19 protein-coding genes, 1 tRNA gene and 1 pseudogene are annotated in these 17539 nt (G+C 36.3%); 6 read left to right on the forward strand and 15 right to left on the reverse strand.

Annotated elements, in window-relative coordinates; genetic code table 11:
* Positions 1-138: 138 nt before the first annotated feature.
* The 11 genes and pseudogenes from K6V21_RS09870 to K6V21_RS09920 all read right to left on the reverse strand — a co-directional run bounded on the left by K6V21_RS09870 (position 139) and on the right by K6V21_RS09920 (position 9824).
* On the reverse strand, positions 139-1206 hold the full coding sequence (locus tag K6V21_RS09870) for a tyrosine-type recombinase/integrase (protein ID WP_224321657.1): 1068 nt from the start codon (positions 1204-1206) through the stop codon (positions 139-141).
* A gap of 401 nt (positions 1207-1607) precedes the next feature.
* Positions 1608-2384: a retron system putative HNH endonuclease gene (locus K6V21_RS09875; RefSeq protein ID WP_224321658.1), complete on the reverse strand. Its 777-nt coding sequence runs from the start codon at positions 2382-2384 to the stop codon at positions 1608-1610.
* A complete protein-coding gene (locus K6V21_RS09880; RefSeq protein ID WP_224321659.1) occupies positions 2368-4122 on the reverse strand; it encodes an AAA family ATPase in 1755 nt (584 codons plus the stop codon). Before K6V21_RS09880 ends, K6V21_RS09875 begins: the two co-directional genes overlap by 17 nt.
* A 2-nt stretch (positions 4123-4124) precedes the next feature.
* A complete protein-coding gene (locus tag K6V21_RS09885) occupies positions 4125-5261 on the reverse strand; it encodes a DNA adenine methylase (protein ID WP_262903783.1) in 1137 nt (378 codons plus the stop codon).
* A gap of 174 nt (positions 5262-5435) precedes the next feature.
* Entirely contained in the window at positions 5436-6353 is a 918-nt protein-coding gene (locus K6V21_RS09890; RefSeq protein WP_224321661.1) for a DUF5712 family protein, read from the reverse strand.
* Positions 6354-6357: 4 nt separating this feature from the next.
* Positions 6358-6941: pseudogene (locus tag K6V21_RS09895) on the reverse strand (BfmA/BtgA family mobilization protein).
* Positions 6942-7195: 254 nt separating this feature from the next.
* The gene (locus K6V21_RS09900) at positions 7196-7546 is read right to left on the reverse strand and encodes a helix-turn-helix domain-containing protein (RefSeq protein WP_224321662.1); all 351 of its coding nucleotides are present in this window, start codon (positions 7544-7546) and stop codon (positions 7196-7198) included.
* 130 nt (positions 7547-7676) lie between these two features.
* On the reverse strand, positions 7677-8087 hold the full coding sequence (locus K6V21_RS09905; RefSeq protein ID WP_224321663.1) for an RteC domain-containing protein: 411 nt from the start codon (positions 8085-8087) through the stop codon (positions 7677-7679).
* Positions 8050-8289 (reverse strand): hypothetical protein, encoded by a 240-nt coding sequence (locus K6V21_RS09910; protein WP_224321664.1) that lies wholly within the window; start codon positions 8287-8289, stop codon positions 8050-8052. Before K6V21_RS09910 ends, K6V21_RS09905 begins: the two co-directional genes overlap by 38 nt.
* Before the next feature lie 38 nt (positions 8290-8327).
* Positions 8328-9182 carry a hypothetical protein gene (locus tag K6V21_RS09915; RefSeq protein WP_224321665.1) on the reverse strand — a complete coding sequence of 285 codons (855 nt, stop codon included), beginning with the start codon at positions 9180-9182 and terminating at the stop codon, positions 8328-8330.
* 75 nt (positions 9183-9257) lie between these two features.
* Positions 9258-9824: a Crp/Fnr family transcriptional regulator gene (locus tag K6V21_RS09920; RefSeq protein WP_224321666.1), complete on the reverse strand. Its 567-nt coding sequence runs from the start codon at positions 9822-9824 to the stop codon at positions 9258-9260.
* A gap of 219 nt (positions 9825-10043) precedes the next feature.
* Between K6V21_RS09920 and K6V21_RS09925 the strand changes: the two genes are divergently transcribed.
* From K6V21_RS09925 to K6V21_RS09945, 5 genes are all read left to right on the forward strand, one after another.
* Positions 10044-10358, forward strand: coding sequence for a helix-turn-helix domain-containing protein (locus K6V21_RS09925; protein ID WP_224321667.1), 315 nt, complete (start codon positions 10044-10046; stop codon positions 10356-10358).
* Positions 10345-10638, forward strand: coding sequence for a DUF3876 domain-containing protein (locus K6V21_RS09930; RefSeq protein WP_224321668.1), 294 nt, complete (start codon positions 10345-10347; stop codon positions 10636-10638). The genes K6V21_RS09925 and K6V21_RS09930 overlap by 14 nt, the downstream gene beginning before the upstream one ends.
* A 53-nt stretch (positions 10639-10691) precedes the next feature.
* Positions 10692-10985, forward strand: a complete 294-nt coding sequence (locus tag K6V21_RS09935) for a helix-turn-helix domain-containing protein (protein ID WP_224321669.1) — start codon at positions 10692-10694, stop codon at positions 10983-10985.
* A gap of 92 nt (positions 10986-11077) precedes the next feature.
* Complete coding sequence (locus K6V21_RS09940) at positions 11078-11605, forward strand: GNAT family N-acetyltransferase (RefSeq protein WP_224321670.1); 528 nt, start codon at positions 11078-11080, stop codon at positions 11603-11605.
* A 331-nt stretch (positions 11606-11936) separates the two neighbouring features.
* Complete coding sequence (locus tag K6V21_RS09945; RefSeq protein WP_224321671.1) at positions 11937-13352, forward strand: P-loop NTPase fold protein; 1416 nt, start codon at positions 11937-11939, stop codon at positions 13350-13352.
* 75 nt (positions 13353-13427) lie between these two features.
* Here the strand turns inward: K6V21_RS09945 and K6V21_RS09950 are convergent, their stop codons facing one another.
* From K6V21_RS09950 to K6V21_RS09965, 4 genes are all read right to left on the reverse strand, one after another.
* Positions 13428-14648, reverse strand: coding sequence for a site-specific integrase (locus K6V21_RS09950; protein WP_224321672.1), 1221 nt, complete (start codon positions 14646-14648; stop codon positions 13428-13430).
* 242 nt (positions 14649-14890) lie between these two features.
* Positions 14891-14963 (reverse strand) — tRNA-Lys (locus tag K6V21_RS09955).
* Between the two features lie 80 nt (positions 14964-15043).
* Entirely contained in the window at positions 15044-16174 is a 1131-nt protein-coding gene (locus K6V21_RS09960; RefSeq protein ID WP_117724441.1) for an AI-2E family transporter, read from the reverse strand.
* Between the two features lie 25 nt (positions 16175-16199).
* Entirely contained in the window at positions 16200-16805 is a 606-nt protein-coding gene (locus tag K6V21_RS09965) for a thymidine kinase (protein ID WP_009131905.1), read from the reverse strand.
* Between the two features lie 100 nt (positions 16806-16905).
* Here K6V21_RS09965 and K6V21_RS09970 point away from each other — a divergent pair, with 100 nt between their 5' ends.
* Positions 16906-17535, forward strand: coding sequence for a hypothetical protein (locus tag K6V21_RS09970; protein WP_224322023.1), 630 nt, complete (start codon positions 16906-16908; stop codon positions 17533-17535).
* The last annotated feature ends 4 nt before the right edge of the window (positions 17536-17539 follow it).

Raw genomic sequence — 17539 nt, forward strand, 5'->3', positions numbered from 1 at the left:
TTGACATGACTTTTCCGGACAAAATCTAACTTTCAGGATAAGAGAGCTGTTTTTGTCGTGTCTGATGTTGTAAACTAACCGATTTTTTACAGAAAACAGGGAAACTTCGATAAGTATTTCCAGTTTTCCTTGTTTATCTCAATTGAAAACAGTTCCTTTACCGCCGGAATCGTTCCGTTTCCTACCGGGAATCGGAACGCCTGTATGAAGCTCATTTTTAGAGCTTTTTCTTTCTTTATCGTTCCTATTTCCTTTTCCCTTTTCTTTTTCTTTCCTCTTCCATTCCTTTTCTGCCATCGGATTCACCAATGCTGCCATCTGCAAATTTACCACTGCCAATTGTTCATCAGAGAACGATCTCAAATAAGTATGTGTTATCTCTTCCGAAGCATGGCTCAATCCTGCACTAATTTTAGCCACCGGAATATCCTCATTATATGCTAGAGTCGCCCACGTATGTCGTGCTACGTATGAAGTTAGCCTCACCTCTAATCCCAATCGTTCAGATAACCGATACAAATGTTTATTGTAAAGTCGCAAGGTACTCTCATACTGACGCCTTTCTTCTGGTATGCTTCCCGGTTGGCGTATAATCCTTAATAAATAGGGTGAATCAAGATCATCACATAAATATCTCTCAATAATTTCCCACATCCACGGTTCAAGTGTAATCGTCAACATTCTCCCCGTCTTGCTGCGGCGATAGCAAAGCACATTATCATGAATATCCGTCTTCCTCAAGTAAACTAAATCTATAAAAGGAATCCCCCTTAAATAATAAGAAAGGATAAACAGATCTCGTGCCATCACTAAACTTGGCTCCTCCAAATCTGCACCTGCCACCATACGAAGCTGTTCAATACTCAGCGCTCTCTTCTTCGTCTCTTCATACCCCATAAACACCTCACAAAAGAGCTTCTTAGCGTCTTTCACCATTCCCTGCCTCTCAGCCCCTTTACAAATAGCCCGTAACGCTCGAAAATAGCATGCCGAAGTATTTCGTGAACATCCCGACGCCCACAAATAGTGCTCAAAACCCAGAAAAAATCCTGCTGTCAAATCTTTAAAAGTTAGCAACTCGATATTAGTAAACTCTTCTAAGCTATGCAATATACTTCTGCAAGTATGCTCTGCCGAAAACTTAAACAATTCCCCCAGCCCCTCCGCATGAGCCACAATACCTTCCTTTAATGTCTTCATTCTCATCACACTGTTCTTTTTAATTAATGATTATTTCCTCCCCAACCCCACTCTCCATCATTTGTTTTGGGGTGAAAAAGAGGTAAACATCAAAAGTAAGAACAGGAAAGTTGGCTGCTTGTCATGAAACATGCATAAATACCCGTATATAGTGTATATAAACAAAAAAGTAGTTACCTACATTAGATAACTACTTAACTTTTTGTATTTCTCCTGGGATTCTCCTGAGAGAGTTACTACGCTGATATTTAAAACTTTATGTTTTTAGTTTCAAGCATATCCCATGATTTAACCCCACTGATTTTCTATGTGCTTTTGCGGTAGTTTGCTCATGGAGAACACTAGATGCAAAGATAAACATATTTGTTGATTTATCAAATTTCGAGAGCATATAGGCATTATAATTATTATAAGGTAGTAATAGCTTCTTTTACTACATCATTTAACCAATTGTGTCCAATTGCAAAATTACGAAAAGCCAAAAATTCATTATCATTATCATTGGCTTCATTAACAAAACGTCTGACCAATATATTTATAGCATGCTTTTGTTCTTCTGGAGTTGAATTATAAACAAGCTCTGAAACTATTTCTCTCTTAAATTTATCAATAATTTTTTTTCTACCGTCATTTAGATATTTACGATCTATTCTACATGTTTCTATTGTATATTTATAATCTTCGTTGTCAGAAGTTATTTTCCCATCTTTTTCAAATATCAAATAAGGACTTGGATCTGATTGCTCTGGATTTATTAACTTTGGTTGTTCTTGAAGATTATATTTGTTGGATGATATAGTATTGATGCTTTTTAAATCTTTTGTATTAGGACATTTAGCTCGCTTTCCTTTTATTGCGAAGTTTATACCTTTATAATTATTGCAGTAGTGACACGCTAATAAAAGATTATCCCAACTATATGCTAACCAGTAGTAAATTTGCTTAGGTCTAAAATGTTCAATATGATATTGTTCAACCTTTTGTTCGCAAAAAGCACATTTGTTGTTATATATAAGCACTAATCTATCTCTAATATCATCAGTTTTATATCGATCATTGTAAGGTGCTTCATTTATATAATGTTTCTTTGCTATTAGTTCTAATCTCCTTTGGTGTGTTAACTTATCATCACCAATAACTAGTGATGGTGGTATTACTGCTAAGTCTTTATCGATCTTCTTCATTTTGATATTCTTCTAAAATGCTATCTATCAAAGAGTCAATTTCGTTCTCACTAACAAAATTCTTACCTTTTTCTTTTTGTTCCTGTAACTTTGAAATAAGTTTCTTATTTATTTTATACAATAAATAAGTGTCGTTAGTATCGGAATTATTATCATCTGTGTCTAATCTGGAATCTTCCAATCCAAACAGAGAAGAAGTTACCAAAGTATTCATCATGAGATGATCTAAGTCCTTTCTATAATAGGGTTCACTCACTTTTGTTATGCCGTTCACTCTATACGTTCTAAATATAATAGAATCGTCTGATGCGCCTTGAATAATTGTAGGGCTGTGCGTCGTAAATATGAACTGTATATTTGGAAATATATTTCGTAACTTACTAACAATTATTCTTTGCCATTTTAAATGTAAATGTTGATCTATTTCATCGACTAAAACAACGCCTTTTGTTTTGAATATATCATTGCTATTCTTTTTATATAAACGATACAACAAATCACAGACAAAAATAATGATACTCCTATATCCTTCTGATAATTGATCTATACCTAGGAAACATCCTTTTTCCTCAAAAAAAATCTTACTCCCTTCAATGTGAGTTTTAACGTTTCTTTCGAGTAAATTAAATAGAATGTCTTCTAATTGTTTAGTTGCAACTTTTATTTTTAGCTTATTTTCTTCAGCTTGCTCCTCTTCCAATTTTAGATTTTTCAGCCATTGCTCTGGGCTATTTAGTGTAAGATCATTATTGAATAATGACATGAAACCATATTTTTCAGAAGGATCAGCATTATATCTTCCGCGATGTGTACCATAAGCATAAAGATTATCAAGATATATTGCATTAGAAATATTATATTGATGCCCCCACTCATCAATACCATATAGATCGCTATTATTATCCAATATATCGGATGCAATTCCTGTATCCCGCTTTTCAGTTTTATATTTGATATAATTTCCGTTAAAAGCAAGATATATTGCCATTATTATAAGTGACTTTCCGTCACCATTCTCTCCAAGAAAATATATTTCTTTTGATTTTTCAAAGTCAATATTTACAGGCTCTTTTATTGATAGAAAATTCCTGATATGTAATTCTTTAACGTAACACGCATCAAAGCTATATCCTTCAAGCCATGTTTTGAATTGATCAAAAGTTAAACTTAAAGCTTTATGAAATTCATTTTTCTCACATATACTATAAAACTCATCATTCGAGAGTTCTTTATTTGTAAATCTGGAAAACCTTTCTAATAATACTTTTTTAAATAATTTTCCAACTTTAGGATTATAATATACAACAGAGAAGTCATAAGGTACTTCATTTTTTCTCCTATTTGTCGGCTCTGTTGCTTCTGCAACCACTAAAGCACTGCGAATATTAGTAAGCTGTTTATCTTTAGAATCAATATAAAAGACACCTTTCATGTTATCTTTTGAATACTTAGTTGCAAAGTCTTTTACAACCCCTCCATGAGTAAAGATCAAAGCTAGTAATGAAAATATTTTCTTTTCTATTGGATATTTTTGAATTTCAATCCAATAATCAGGAATTGGATCATCTAGAGAGTTGATACCAAGAAATGAACGCAAAATTCTTTCATTAATTTTTGCTTCCTTATTCTTATATTTCTGTATAGTATCAACACTATATATAACATCCAATGCTTGGACTATATCATATTTAGTCCATGATGTCCTCAGTTCTGTAAAATCTATCTGAATAGAATCCATGATTATACTTTTTTATAAGATATAATAAGCTCATTCACATCTAATTGATATTCATCAGAGCGTCCCATTTTGCTGTGAATATATTCCCTTGATTGTAAATCGCATTTATATCCTTTCCCCAAGACAGAACTCCCAATGTTTAATATTTCTTCTTGGTTAATCATTCCATTATTGCTGTAGCTTAAGACTAAATGGGATTCCCTATTTTTAACCCCTTCAAATAATAATTTGAAAGCATTTCTCACCTCTTTCTTCTTATCAAAAGGGGATTGGTGTCGATCATCCCTATACCGACCTTTATACTTTATAATGGGGTGATCATATCGGACTAAAGTTTCTATAGCATGATAAAACCTTGAGTAATGAACCGTACTATATGGTGGGTCTGCATAAACGATAGAATTTTTTTCTATTACTCGAAGACAATCCATATAGTCTAGTGATGTTACTTTATATTCAAAATTAGTTTCTATATTTAATGTGGAAATCAACTCTTCAAATTTTTTAGAAAACAAATTCCATATATTTTTATGACGATATATTAAAATATCATTCATATTAGATTCAGTAACATCTCGATATTGCGCAAAATGACCTGTACTTTGTGATGCATAAGACATTGAAAAGATTAAGGCTGACAATATTGCATAATACGAAGGTGTACCAATATAATCTTCTGCTGTTGCTCTAATAGAATCTATCCATACACATTGTTCAAATGACCAATATGTACCAGAATAATATTTTGTGAATAGGTTAAAACCTATTCCAAAATCAAAACTAATCAGTTCTTGTTGAGCTTTCTCAAGTTGCTGTAACTCTTTATAGTTGGTGATTTGGGTATAATCAAATTCTAATTGAGGATATCGTTCTTTGAACTCTGCTACTAAAAAACAAACACGTTCCTCAATCTCCTGTATTTGTAGAGGCGGAATTAAACGATTTAGATTTAGCAAATACGTATTACTAAATATGGCTGAGTATTGCTGTATATCGTTTGCATGTATATTATATTCGTCTTTTAAAGATGCGGAAATTATGGATGTTCCTGAAAATAAGTCACATAGCCATTCGGAATCCACGTTTAGATTTTGAATTGATTCTGTTACATATTTCAATATTTCTCTTTTGGCTCCCATATATTTAATTAAATGGGGTATATTTTGACTACTAATCATAAACGTAAGTTAATTCTATTTCAATTATATGCAAATATAGAGAAAGTTTTCCGCTTTCTTGCTGGATTTGAGATTTTATGTATGCAAAATATAGTATCTCTTCTCATAATACTTTTAAAATTTGAACAGATACTTTTACCGTTTGGGCTTTCTCTGTTTTCTCTTTTTGGGTTTAGGCATTTGCTCTTCTAATAATGTAGAACTCAATGTAAAGTCTACTCCCAATGAAAAAATGGATAACAAGGAATCACCGCCATTGTTTTTTTGTTGATTGTTAGAATGTTTGTTTTCCATCTTGCTATCAAGATTGCGACAAATATTGTTTTCTTTTTCACTGGATTGGAGTATATCTTTTTTCTTTTCACTAGTAAAAGTTTGCGTCTGTAATTCAAGTTGTGAAGAGATAGAATCATTCTTCATTGTGTTGTGGTAGTCAAACGATTCGTAATGTTGGCGGTCGTAACCAAAGAGTTTATCAAAGCCCTGTTCCGATTGTTGGAACAGGTTCACACGGTCAAAACCTCCTTTGATTATCCCGTTCTTGGTATTCTTATGATTGGTGAGTGGTGATAGCTTCTTTTTATTGGCTTGGTCTTTTCGGTTCACAATCAAATGGCAGTGCATATTTAGTTTATTATCAGAACGACTACGGTCAAAATGAATCTTGCCATAGAACTTTATATCCGATGCTGATAGTCTTTTGTTGAAGTTCTTGGCATATTCGGGGATAAATACCTCACGAATATAGCGTTTCATCGCTTCGGATTGCTCCTGTTCGGTGTTACCCATTGCCCGAAGCTCACTTTTCGATGGGCTGACATGGATAGCGTAAAATTTAGCATCTGTTTTCAGCAGTTGCCCGATATTACTGTCTATATCCTTTATCAAAACCGATTTATAGATATTATCCTTCGTCAGATTAAAAAATCCATCGGTATAGATACCCTTTTCCATACGTTCTAAATCTTCATGCTCCATGTAATTAGCTAACTGTCGGCTACTACCAGCATTATTATATATACCATTAGATGGTGGAGCAAAGTCTATGTGCATAATCCTATGTATTTATCAGATTGCTGATTTCAACTTTCAGGTTCTCTTTTCTTTTGCTATCCATCACACCACAAGCGGACAACTCCGAATAGAGTTGTATCAGGTGAAGCAACTTTTTGTAATCCCGTTGGTGTATCTGGTAAAGTGCATTAATCTGCTTGGATTGGTTGTTTATTACATCGGCATGATTGCCGAACTGTTCGCTTAACTTTTTCAGCACGGCTGTTTGTCTCTCCTGACTGGCTTCCAATTGAGAGAGAATAAGAGTTTCCAAAGTTTTACCGATAACATCGAAACGCAAAGCGATAGAATTTGTTACTCGTATCATGGGATTCAGTTGTTCTTCCTCATAGTGACGGATGAATCGGATAATATCATCCTGTCTCTTATTTATTTTCGCCAGTTCCGATTTTACGGATTCAGGTGCTTCGGATGGGTTGATATGTGCCTTATCTATATATCTAAACGCAACTTTACAACTTCGCTCTTTTTCAGGGAATAGCGTTTGCATATCTTCTCTACCAAAGCTGCCGTTTCCTTGTCTATGGAAATGGTAGTGAATATCGTTTTTCGACTGCTGTTTGGCATGGTAATTACTTTTTTATAGAAATATGAATAGATAAATGCCTGATAATAAGCATTACAAAGAAAATGCTTATTACAGGTGTCATTACAGCGTGTTCTTGTAACACGCTAAAGCCGAAGGCTTTGCCCCGCAGGGCAAGAGGGAAGAACAGGACTTGTCCAGTTCCCTCTTGCTTCATTTAGCGAAACGAGCCGAGCCACAGGGCGAGGCGGTTTCTGCTAAATGGGGAGCGATGGCACTGCATCAGGCGGTAACATTACCCACCCTGTTTTGCAGTGGTTTGCTTATCAAATTGATTTTCTCTTTTGAACCGTTCGTAGGTTTTGCAGTCGGTATTTTCTTGAACAAATGCACGAATGTCAGAGGCACGGTAATAGGTTTTATGACTAATCATAAAGAAAGGAAGTTTGCCACTTGCCCGATACCGTTGTAAGGTTCGGAAAGATACTTTCAACAGGAAAGCTAAATTCTGATTGTCTAACAGATGGTCATTTTCATCCAACACTTTATCAGTATTGATAAGTGATTGCAGGTTCTGACCTATTTCGTTGAGTTTCTTCGATAGCTTCTCCATCCACTTGTTGAAATTTTCGTTGTCTATATACATTTTGCTTCAATTTTAAGTTGAACATTAAGATTACCAATCGATTGATGAGGCAAAGTTCGGCAAACGGACGTAAATAAGTTAGGGGGAGTAGATATACTACACCCCTAATAATTGTTGATAAGTTGCTGATTTATAGATAGCCTTTCTTTTTACTTTCTTCGGTAATGGCTTTGCGAAGTATATCCAAAAACTCGGTTCGTTTATTGGCTTTACGGCAAATTACATTCTCGTGTTTTTTGTGGATGTCCCCCAACTTGATATTGAAAAGATATTCAAAAGTTCTACCGATTTCCGTTAGTGGTGATTCTGTTCCGTTATGAGTAACTACTCTTTTGGATAAAAACATTCCGCTAACCAGTTCCATGATTTCAACAAGGTTGGTTTCATCGGTAAGATATAGGGGTGATGGTGGAAAGTTATTTTTCCGATTTTGGAACTGAATCGGGTATTTGATTCGCATATTGAGTATGCGAATTTCTGTGTTTATAACTTCTATCGCTTCATCAACAAGCAATAGCAAGGCATTTTTCCCCCGTCTCAAATCGTGAGCGGTACGATTTGAACTTGTTTAGTCCAAAGTAGAAATAACGTAATAATACTGCGTAGTCCTGCTCATTTATAGCAATGTTTGCCAAGTGGTTGGCAAGTTCTTGTAATGCTGCCGCAAAATCATTTACTGCAAACTCTTTCTGTGAGCATTCTGACAATAGCCGGAAAAACTTCTGTTCTGATAATTCTTTCATAATTCACACAATTAAAGATGTCTTTTGATTCTGATATTCTATTTCTTACTAATGATGTCATTGTATAAGTTCCCGTCAAACTCTTTATATCGAGCATCTTTATAGATTGCAACTAATTTTTTGCTATAAGCCTGAATCATCGCATTGGATTTTTGGGATAAGTTGGTCGCTAAGATTCCGCTTCCCAATATGCCTGGATTACAGATTACTGTATCTTTTTTTATGGCGTTCATAATCAATTCAGAACACGCATAATCATTAATGCCTGCTTTGCTTAACTTCTCCGATACATATTTATTGAGTTCCTGTTTCTCGTTAATCGTCATAAATCCATACCACAGCAAACACTTCATTCCCAATTTGGTGGCACTGGTTAATACATCAAGATAAGTATGTCCGTTGTTATTACGTTTGTCTATTTCATAAGGATCGATATGTAAAAACGTAGCTTTGGGAAGTGATGGCAATATTTTTAATACGCCATCAACCGAATCACAATTAAAGGTTCTAATTGGTGGTGTGACGGCTTGGTGCCTTGCAAATGTTTCGATATTCTCCAATGCCCCCTTTTCCAGATCAAAGAACAAATGCCCCTTAATATCATTATTCAATACTTTCATGGCTAATGCTGGAGAACCTAAATAGTTCCCATTTGCCATACTTTCACTCTCCAATTGATAATAAAGGGAATTTTTCAATATGTCATCTTCGTTCGCTTCGCTTAGGAAATGATAAATACCATATTCTTGTTCGGGAGTATGTGCTATTGTATAGATAGCACATGCTGAATTTGTTTCTACATATATCTGCGGTTTCTCTATTTGAAGAACCTCACAGAGAACAAGATGTTTGAGAACATCAGGTTGTTTGCCGAAATGAGTGTAAGTTTCCATAATCATTCTATTTATCATTATGGCGGCAATATTAAGCAGTAGAAAGCAAAAAAGCCTTGACGAAAGTCAAGACCTCTATTTTTGCTGTTGTTTTTTGCGGATTCTGCTTAGGGTTTCAGGAGTTACACCGAGAAAAAGTGCTATTTCTTTTAGGGATATTCGTTCTTGTAAATCGGGGCATCGTTTCATTAGTGCCTGATAACGTTGTTCGGGAGTATCACAATAGAATCTTAATAATCGTTGGTATATCTCGGCAAACATGGTTTCGGCAATTCGTCTGCCTAAGCGTTGTGTTTCCATATCTGTTTCCCAAAATTGGTTGAGTTCGCTTAATGGGAGCAAATAGACCTCGCAGTCAGTTGTTGCCTTTATGCTAACTGTTGCACTTGTTCTATTAATTAAAGAGGGATAATCACATACGAAATCATTCTCAAAACTGTAGCCAACAATCCATTCGTTGCCGTTTGTGTCTATGCGAGTAAGGCGAAATGTACCTGATGTAACAAAGCCTATATGATTCGTCTTATTGTTTTGACGAACCATATAGTCATTTCTTCTAAATGTTTTAAGGGTTCCATTCTCAAGAAAGAGTTTTTCTAACCTTGTGACATTTACACCTTCATTCGCATTAAATTTACTCATTTCAAATACTTTATAATTGCGAAGATACGAATAATAATAGCTGTATTGAATAATCTGGCACTAAAAATCATGCCGTAATGTCTTGTATCTCATATATAGTGCCAATAAGAACAACATCCTACCACTTCCAGACAGTATTGAAAACGGTTCTTGATTCTTCTTTTATTTGCCGATGAAAATAGAATCAACACGTTTTATAAACCATTTAAAATTGAAAGTATGGAAGTAGTAACCATTGAAAAGAGAACTTTTTCGTATGTCTGCGAACGGTTCACCGAGTTTGCCAAACGAATAGAAAGTTTGTGCAGCACTCATACGCAGAAAGTAGAAAACTGGCTGGATAGTCAGGAAGTGTGCCTGTTGTTAGGCTTTAGTAAACGAACGCTGCAATATTACCAGAGTAGTGGACGGCTGGCTTATTCTCAAATCGGGAACAAGATTTATTATAAGTCTTCTGATATTGAAAAAATTATTGCAGACAGTGAAACACAAAATCAATCACCCAAACAAACCATGCCTTATGAAAAGAACTAAAGAAGATTACCCGTCCTTCAATCTGTTTCCCATTGTCGGCACATGGGAAAGCATTAATCTGAATCCTACGGTTATCATCTACCGAAACGACAAAGATTATCTTCTTTCTATTATATATGTATCAGAAACGACCAAACAGGCTTCACCCGCTACTTATGAGATACAGCAAGATGGTAGCCAATATTTTATTACCATTACATCCAAACGGTTCTATATAGATTATGATCCGGCAAAAGACGTACTTAGCATTTCATCGCTGGGTGACTATCTGCGCAACTAGTCTGCCATCTAGCTATCTTGAAATCAATATTTCAATAAAACAATCTTTCAATCATGGAACTAATAAATAAAGATACCCCGCAAGTCAAAGAGTTTATTGCTTCGCTCGATTCAATGCTGAATGGTATTGGAACTATAGTAAAGCATTACAAGCCCCACCTGAATGGGGAACGTTTTCTTTCTAATCATGAAGTTTCTAAGAAACTGAATGTCAGTTTGCGAACCCTGCAAGAGTGGCGAGATACAGGGCTAATCCCTTTTATCCAAATAAAAGGTAAAATCATCTATCGCCAAAGTGATATTGATAAGCTGCTCCAAAAGCACTACTTTGAAAGCTGGAAAGAATAACTATCTAAAAAAGTATGATTTCCACTATCTTAAAAGGAAAGCTCTTTTATTAAGGTGGAAATTATACCTTTGCATCCCAAACAGTTGAAATTATGAAGTTTGTAATAGAATCCGGTACGACTGCCGACATTGACGAATTAGAAAAGTTATATGATGATCTGAATGATTATCTATCAGCTACAACCAATTATCCCGGATGGATAAAAGGCATTTATCCTATTCGTGAAGATGCGGTTGCTGGCATAAAAAATAATACTCTTTTTGTTGTCAGGCATGATGGAAAGATAGCTGGCTCTATTATCTTAGACCATCATCCCGATGAAGCCTATAATAATGTAAGGTGGAAAATTGAAGCTGACTATAGCCGTATTTTTGTGATACGCACTTTTGTAGTGCATCCCTCATTCTTGAAAATGGGTATTGGTCGTGCTTTGATGAACTATTCGTTTGAATTAGCTCAACAATCAGGCATAAAATCCATTCGTTTGGATGTGTATGAAAATAATCTTCCGGCAATCTCCCTCTATGAGAAATGCGGCTTTGAATACATCCATACCGTAGATTTAGGCTTTGGCAACTACGGGCTGAACTGGTTCAAACTGTACGAGAAACTTGTTTAAACGCTATTCAAGTGAAAGACGTTTTCCTCATGCTAGCCCCAAAAACATTGTTTTTCAGAATTTAATTTGAATCATTTACTTTTCCAGTGAAGTATTTAGTCTGTGCAAGTCTTTAGATGAAAATACGCTCGAAATGTAATGAGAGGAAGATTTTCATCTAAACCGAAGGCTCGGACTTGAACTGGCTAAATACGGAACTTACCTTTGTCAATGTTCATATTAAGTTCTGGAAAACTTATGCTACTTAAAATTAAATCATTAAAATGCGCTATATTTGCTGTGATATTTATAGATCTTGAATATTTATTTCTAACAATATAATAATACGTTTATGAAATGTAAACTGCAAAAACTAGATATACCAGATGAGAATCCTTTCTTAAACTGTAAGTTGGGCAGAGAAAAATATGCAGATATATTGAAAGCAATTGTTTTGACTTACAATGAGGGTTGTGTATTAGCTATAAATGGAAAGTGGGGAACCGGGAAGACTACGTTTGTTGAGATGTGGGCAAAATATTTGAAACTAGATGATTTTCATACATTATATTTTAATGCATGGGAAAATGATTTTATTTCAGATCCGATTGTTGGTTTGTTAGGTGAACTAAAAAAGGTAAGTTCACAAAAGAAGAAAGAAGATGCACTTTTATCAGTCATAAGCACAGCAGGAAAAATAGTTCTGAAAGCAGCCCCTGCAATAGCTAAAGGAATACTAAAAAAATATGCAGGTGAAGATGTTGTTGATATTTGCTCCGATAGTATAGAAGAAGGAGCTTCTTTATTAAAGGAAGAAATTGAAAGCTATGAGAAGCAGAAATTATGTTTAGAGCAATTCCATGCCGAATTATCGAATTTTGTGTTAGATATTTGCAACGACAAACCTTTGGTTTTCATTGTTGATGAACTAGATAGGTGTAATCCTTATTATGCTGTAAAGGTATTAGAAAGGATAAAACATCTTTTCAATATACCTAATATTGTATTTGTTATATCCATAGATAAACAACAATTAAGTAATTCTATACGAGGATATTATGGTAGTGATTTAATAGATGCAGATGAATACTTAAAGAGATTTATTGATATTGAATATACCTTACCAGATCCTGATGTAGATAAATTCAGTAGCTATTTATATGAATTTTATGATTTTGATGCATTCTTTGGAACAGAAGAAAGGGGGCAATATTTTAAACGAGATAATGAACAGGATAACTTTCTCAAAATCGCTCAAGCTCTTTTTAAACATAAGAATTTAACTTTAAGGCAAATAGAGAAAATTTTCACAAATACTCGGTTGTCATTAAAAATGTTTTCGCATAATGAATATGTTTGTCCTGATGTACTTTTCTTGCTAACTTATTTTCATATATGCGAATCGGACTTATATGAGAAGATATGCCATAAGAATTATGATATTCAAGGTTTGGTAGATCAGCTAGAAAATAGTATTCCTCAATGCATATTTAAAGTAGATGAATCATATAATAAGTATTGCAATCGTTTTTTCTTATTTACTATTGCTCAGTTAATAGCATGTTATGCGGTCGAAGGATATGCTCACGTTTCATTGATAACAGACAAAGAACCAAATAAAAATCGTGAACTTTTATTTACTACAAAATTTATGGATAATAAGACTTTAGTTGAAGCTCTAGAATGGACAGAACATCAATATAGAGGAATTTTTGCTTTATCACATATTACAAATAAGATAAGCCTATTAGAAAATTTTAAAAACTGAGGTTGTATTTATTTTGTATAATGGCAGTCCATCCTTTTGTTTTGAAGTGTGAAAGGACAGACTGCCAGATAATAATTATATAGCCAATTCCGATAGACAGCTATTTACCTTTTGCATATCCTTGAAAATATTCTGATCTAGTACCCGTGCATAGTGTTTGGTGACGCTTGTATCTGCATGACCTAACATTTTAGCGACATTCTCCATGCTCACGCCATTCGCAAGGCAAATGCTTGTGGCATAGCTATGACGGGCGGTATGAGTACTAAGATTTTTATGAATTCCGCACACATCGGCAATTTCCTTCAAATAACTGTTCATGCGTTGATTACACAATACAGGTAAAAGTTTTCCGGTACATTCTGCCACATTTTTATACTTTTCAAGTATAGAAGCTGCCACAGGTAACACAGGAATATTACACATAATTTTTGTCTTTTGGCGGTTCTTCCTTATCCAAAGTTCCCCTTTGTTGTCTTTTACCAAGTGTTCAGGTGATAAATCTTTCACATCGCTGAACGCCAAACCTGTAAAAATGCAAAAGACAAAAACATCCCGTACCTGTTCTACTCGTTTAATTGTGAACTCTTTAGCGAGAATGATTTTAATCTCGTCCATTGTCAGAAATTCAGGATCGGTTTCTTCCAGTTTAAAGCGGTAGTAAGCAAACGGATCTTTCTTTATCCAGTCGTTTTCTAAAGCAATGCGGATGATCTTCTTCAAATTCTTCAATCGGGTGATAGCTGAATTCTGCGCACAACCTTTTTCAATCTTCAAAAAAGCATCAAACTTAGAAATAAAGTTGGCTTCTAAGTTATTTAGGGCAATATCCGATAACTGATATTCTTTCTTAATGAATTCTTCCAAATATCGGGTAGTGGTTTCATATCGTTGAACGGTCTTACTTACGAAGTCCTTACCGATTAGCTTACGGCTTTGTTCGTTATGCTCTCTGAATACCTGCAATAGTGTTTTGTTATCTTCGTCCACACCATAAAACAACTTCCTCACAAGATCAACGGTGATAACCTTGCCGGAAGTTTCCAGTTCTCTATAAATTTGGTGTATGTGCGAACGTGTGATTTCTAAGTAGTGGTTCAGTTCCACCGACATACGGTCTTTGCCTTTTGAATTCTCTTTTGCCTGATTCCATAGGTTTACGGGACAGCTTCTTTTGATAGAAATATCTACCATACAGCCGTTTACAGTGATTCTCATACACACGGGTGCTTCTCCGTTCTTTAATAATTTGCCTTTCTTGATGAAGAACAATACAGAAAATGATTTTCGAGCCATTTTTACATCGTTTTTAAAGTTACAAAACTATGTATTCTCTTCCAAAGTAATCCTACGCAAAATGCTATGAATCAGTGAGAAAGATGCAAATTCGTGGGACTTTTTCGAACTAAATTTTAGTCCCACGATTTATCCACCGATAATATGCTTGAAACGGCTATTTTCTGCTACCTATTAGAAAAAAGAAATCCCTGATAATGTCTGATTATCAGGGATTTGCTTGATTTTTCTTGTTGTTTCAGTGATCCGCCTGGGGCTCGAACCCAGGACCCCAACATTAAAAGTGTTGTGCTCTACCTGCTGAGCTAGCGAATCAAACCTTTATTGCTGTTAAGCGGGTGCAAAGATAGGTACTTTTATTTAATCTGCAAGGAATATAAGGAAAAAAGTTTGCATTATTTTTCTTTAGTACCCTCTATTGGCTGATCCTCAGTAGATTCCGTGCGATAAATATTTTCTTGATTAATGATGTATCGTTGATAATAGGAGAGCATCAGCGTGGTAAGCGGTAAGGCTATGATCATCCCCAGCATACCCATTAACGAGCCCCAGACAGAGAGGGAGAGTAAAATAATGGCAGGATTCAACCCGGTAATCTTTCCCATGATGCGAGGCACAAGGTAACCGTCTTGTATGATCTGTACCACTATGAATACAGCCGTTGCCGAAGCTATGATAATCCAGAAATTATCGCCGGTATCCGCAGCTTTCAGAATGGCGAGCATGATGGTAGGGACAAAACCGATGATTTGCAGGTAAGGCACCATATTCAGCACACCAATGAACAGCCCCAAGCCAATAGCCAGAGGGAAGTCGATAATCAGAAAGCCGATACTGAATAAGATACCTACGCACAAGGCTACTAATGCCTGTCCGCGGAAATATCTGTTCATGCCGTCTTTTACGTCGTTCAGTATGCCGGTCACTGTGTGCCGGTATTTCTTGGGCATGAGATGTGTCCAGCCTTGGGATATACTTTCGTAATCGAGCAAAATAAACACTATATATAATAGTATAAGGAAGACAGTGAAGAACCCGAATAAAAGGTTTATGGATTCCGAGACTAATGCCCACAACTTGGGAACGGTCACTTTAAGGGCATCCAATATGTTTTCCTGACTAAACATCTGCTCTAAGATACGCATGTCGACATTCTGCCGGATAAACTCGGAGAGGGTAGTGGGCACGTTGCTTGCGGTATGGGTAGTGCTGAAATATTCTATTAGTAAATCCTTCACCCGCAAGAATTCCTGAATCATGGGCGGCACAAGCAGATAGAACGCAGCCCCTCCTATAATGGTAAGAGTGAATAAAGCACAGAAGATAGAAGCAATTCTGTTCTTTAGCCGTAGCTTATATTGGAAAAAGGATACTAACGGATATATCAGGTAAGCAATCAGCCATGCCAGGAAGAACGGAAGCAATACTCCACTCAACCGCTTCAGAAGCATCAATATACCGATGATAATGGCACCGAGAATGACGGCACGGATAAAACTGTCGAATGTTATCTTCTTACGTTCCATAAGGCTTATGCTTTTTTATTTGTTGTCAACTGCCAGCCGCTTTCTGGTCTTCTTTCACTGCCCGCAGATAACATTCACGGCAGAGGGGTTCGTATTCGGCAGTTTCTCCCAGAAGTACTTGCTTGTCATTCTTAACGGTACGGTGAGAGAAAGATGCCAGTTGCCCGCACTTCACACAGATGGCATGAACTTTAGAAACTTCGTCGGCAATGGCACACAGGCCGGGCATCGGTCCGAATGGAAGTCCGCGGAAGTCCATATCCAGACCGGCTACAATAACGCGTACGCCATTGTTGGCAAGCTGATTGCAGACATCGATCAAACCGCTGTCGAAGAATTGTGCTTCATCGATTCCTACCACATCTATTTCCGAAGTGAACAGCAGGATGCTTGCCGAAGAATCTATCGGGGTAGATGCTATGGAGTGGCTGTCGTGTGATACCACCTCTTCTTCCGAATAGCGGGTGTCGATGGCGGGTTTGAATATCTCTACACGTTGTTTGGCAAACTTGGCACGTTTCAGGCGGCGAATCAGTTCTTCTGTCTTGCCAGAGAACATGGAACCGCAAATAACTTCGATTCTTCCTCTACGATTGGTTTCCTGTATATGGTCTTCCGAGAATAATACCATTGTTCTAAAATGTTTATTTTAGCCGCAAAAATAACACTTTTAATGGCTTTCCGATATTTTTTCATTATTTATTTCTACATTTGCGGCATTAACATTTGTGATGCGAAAGGAAATGCAGACATTATTGGACGACATAGAACTGGATATTCAGGAACTGAAATATTTAATGCAAGTTCTTGCAACAGACGCCAACCCTACATTGAAGGTAGTAGCTAAACGGAATATACAGCAGATGCGTGCACGACTGGATGCTTTGCAGAAACTGCTGGACGAAACTCCCGTAGAGGTAGTTGCCATTCCTGAAGCTCCTGTCGCTCCAGTGGTTATTCCCGAACCGGTCGCAGCTCCTGAACCGGTTAAACCGACTCCTGTAGAACCGGTCGTTGTTGAAATCACTAAGCCGGTAGAGATCGTATCTCCCAAGCTTGAGTCCAAGCTCAAACCCGAGTCTGAACCGTCCGCAATAATATCTTCTGCATCGCCTATTTTAGCAGAACGGATAAAACCGGCTACTGATCTGCGGCATGCTATCAGCCTGAATGACTCATTCCGTTTTGCCCGTGAGATTTTTGGTGGTGATACTGCCCGTATGAATGAAGTGATACGCCAGTTGGGTGCTGCTCCTTCATTGGAAAAGGCATTGGAACTCTTTTCTTCTACCGTTAATCCTGATGAAGAGAATGAAACGGTGGTTGATTTTATAGAACTTCTTAAGAAATACTTCAGTTAAAGCA

The organism is Bacteroides cellulosilyticus (assembly GCF_020091405.1).
Taxonomy (GTDB): Bacteria; Bacteroidota; Bacteroidia; order Bacteroidales; family Bacteroidaceae; genus Bacteroides.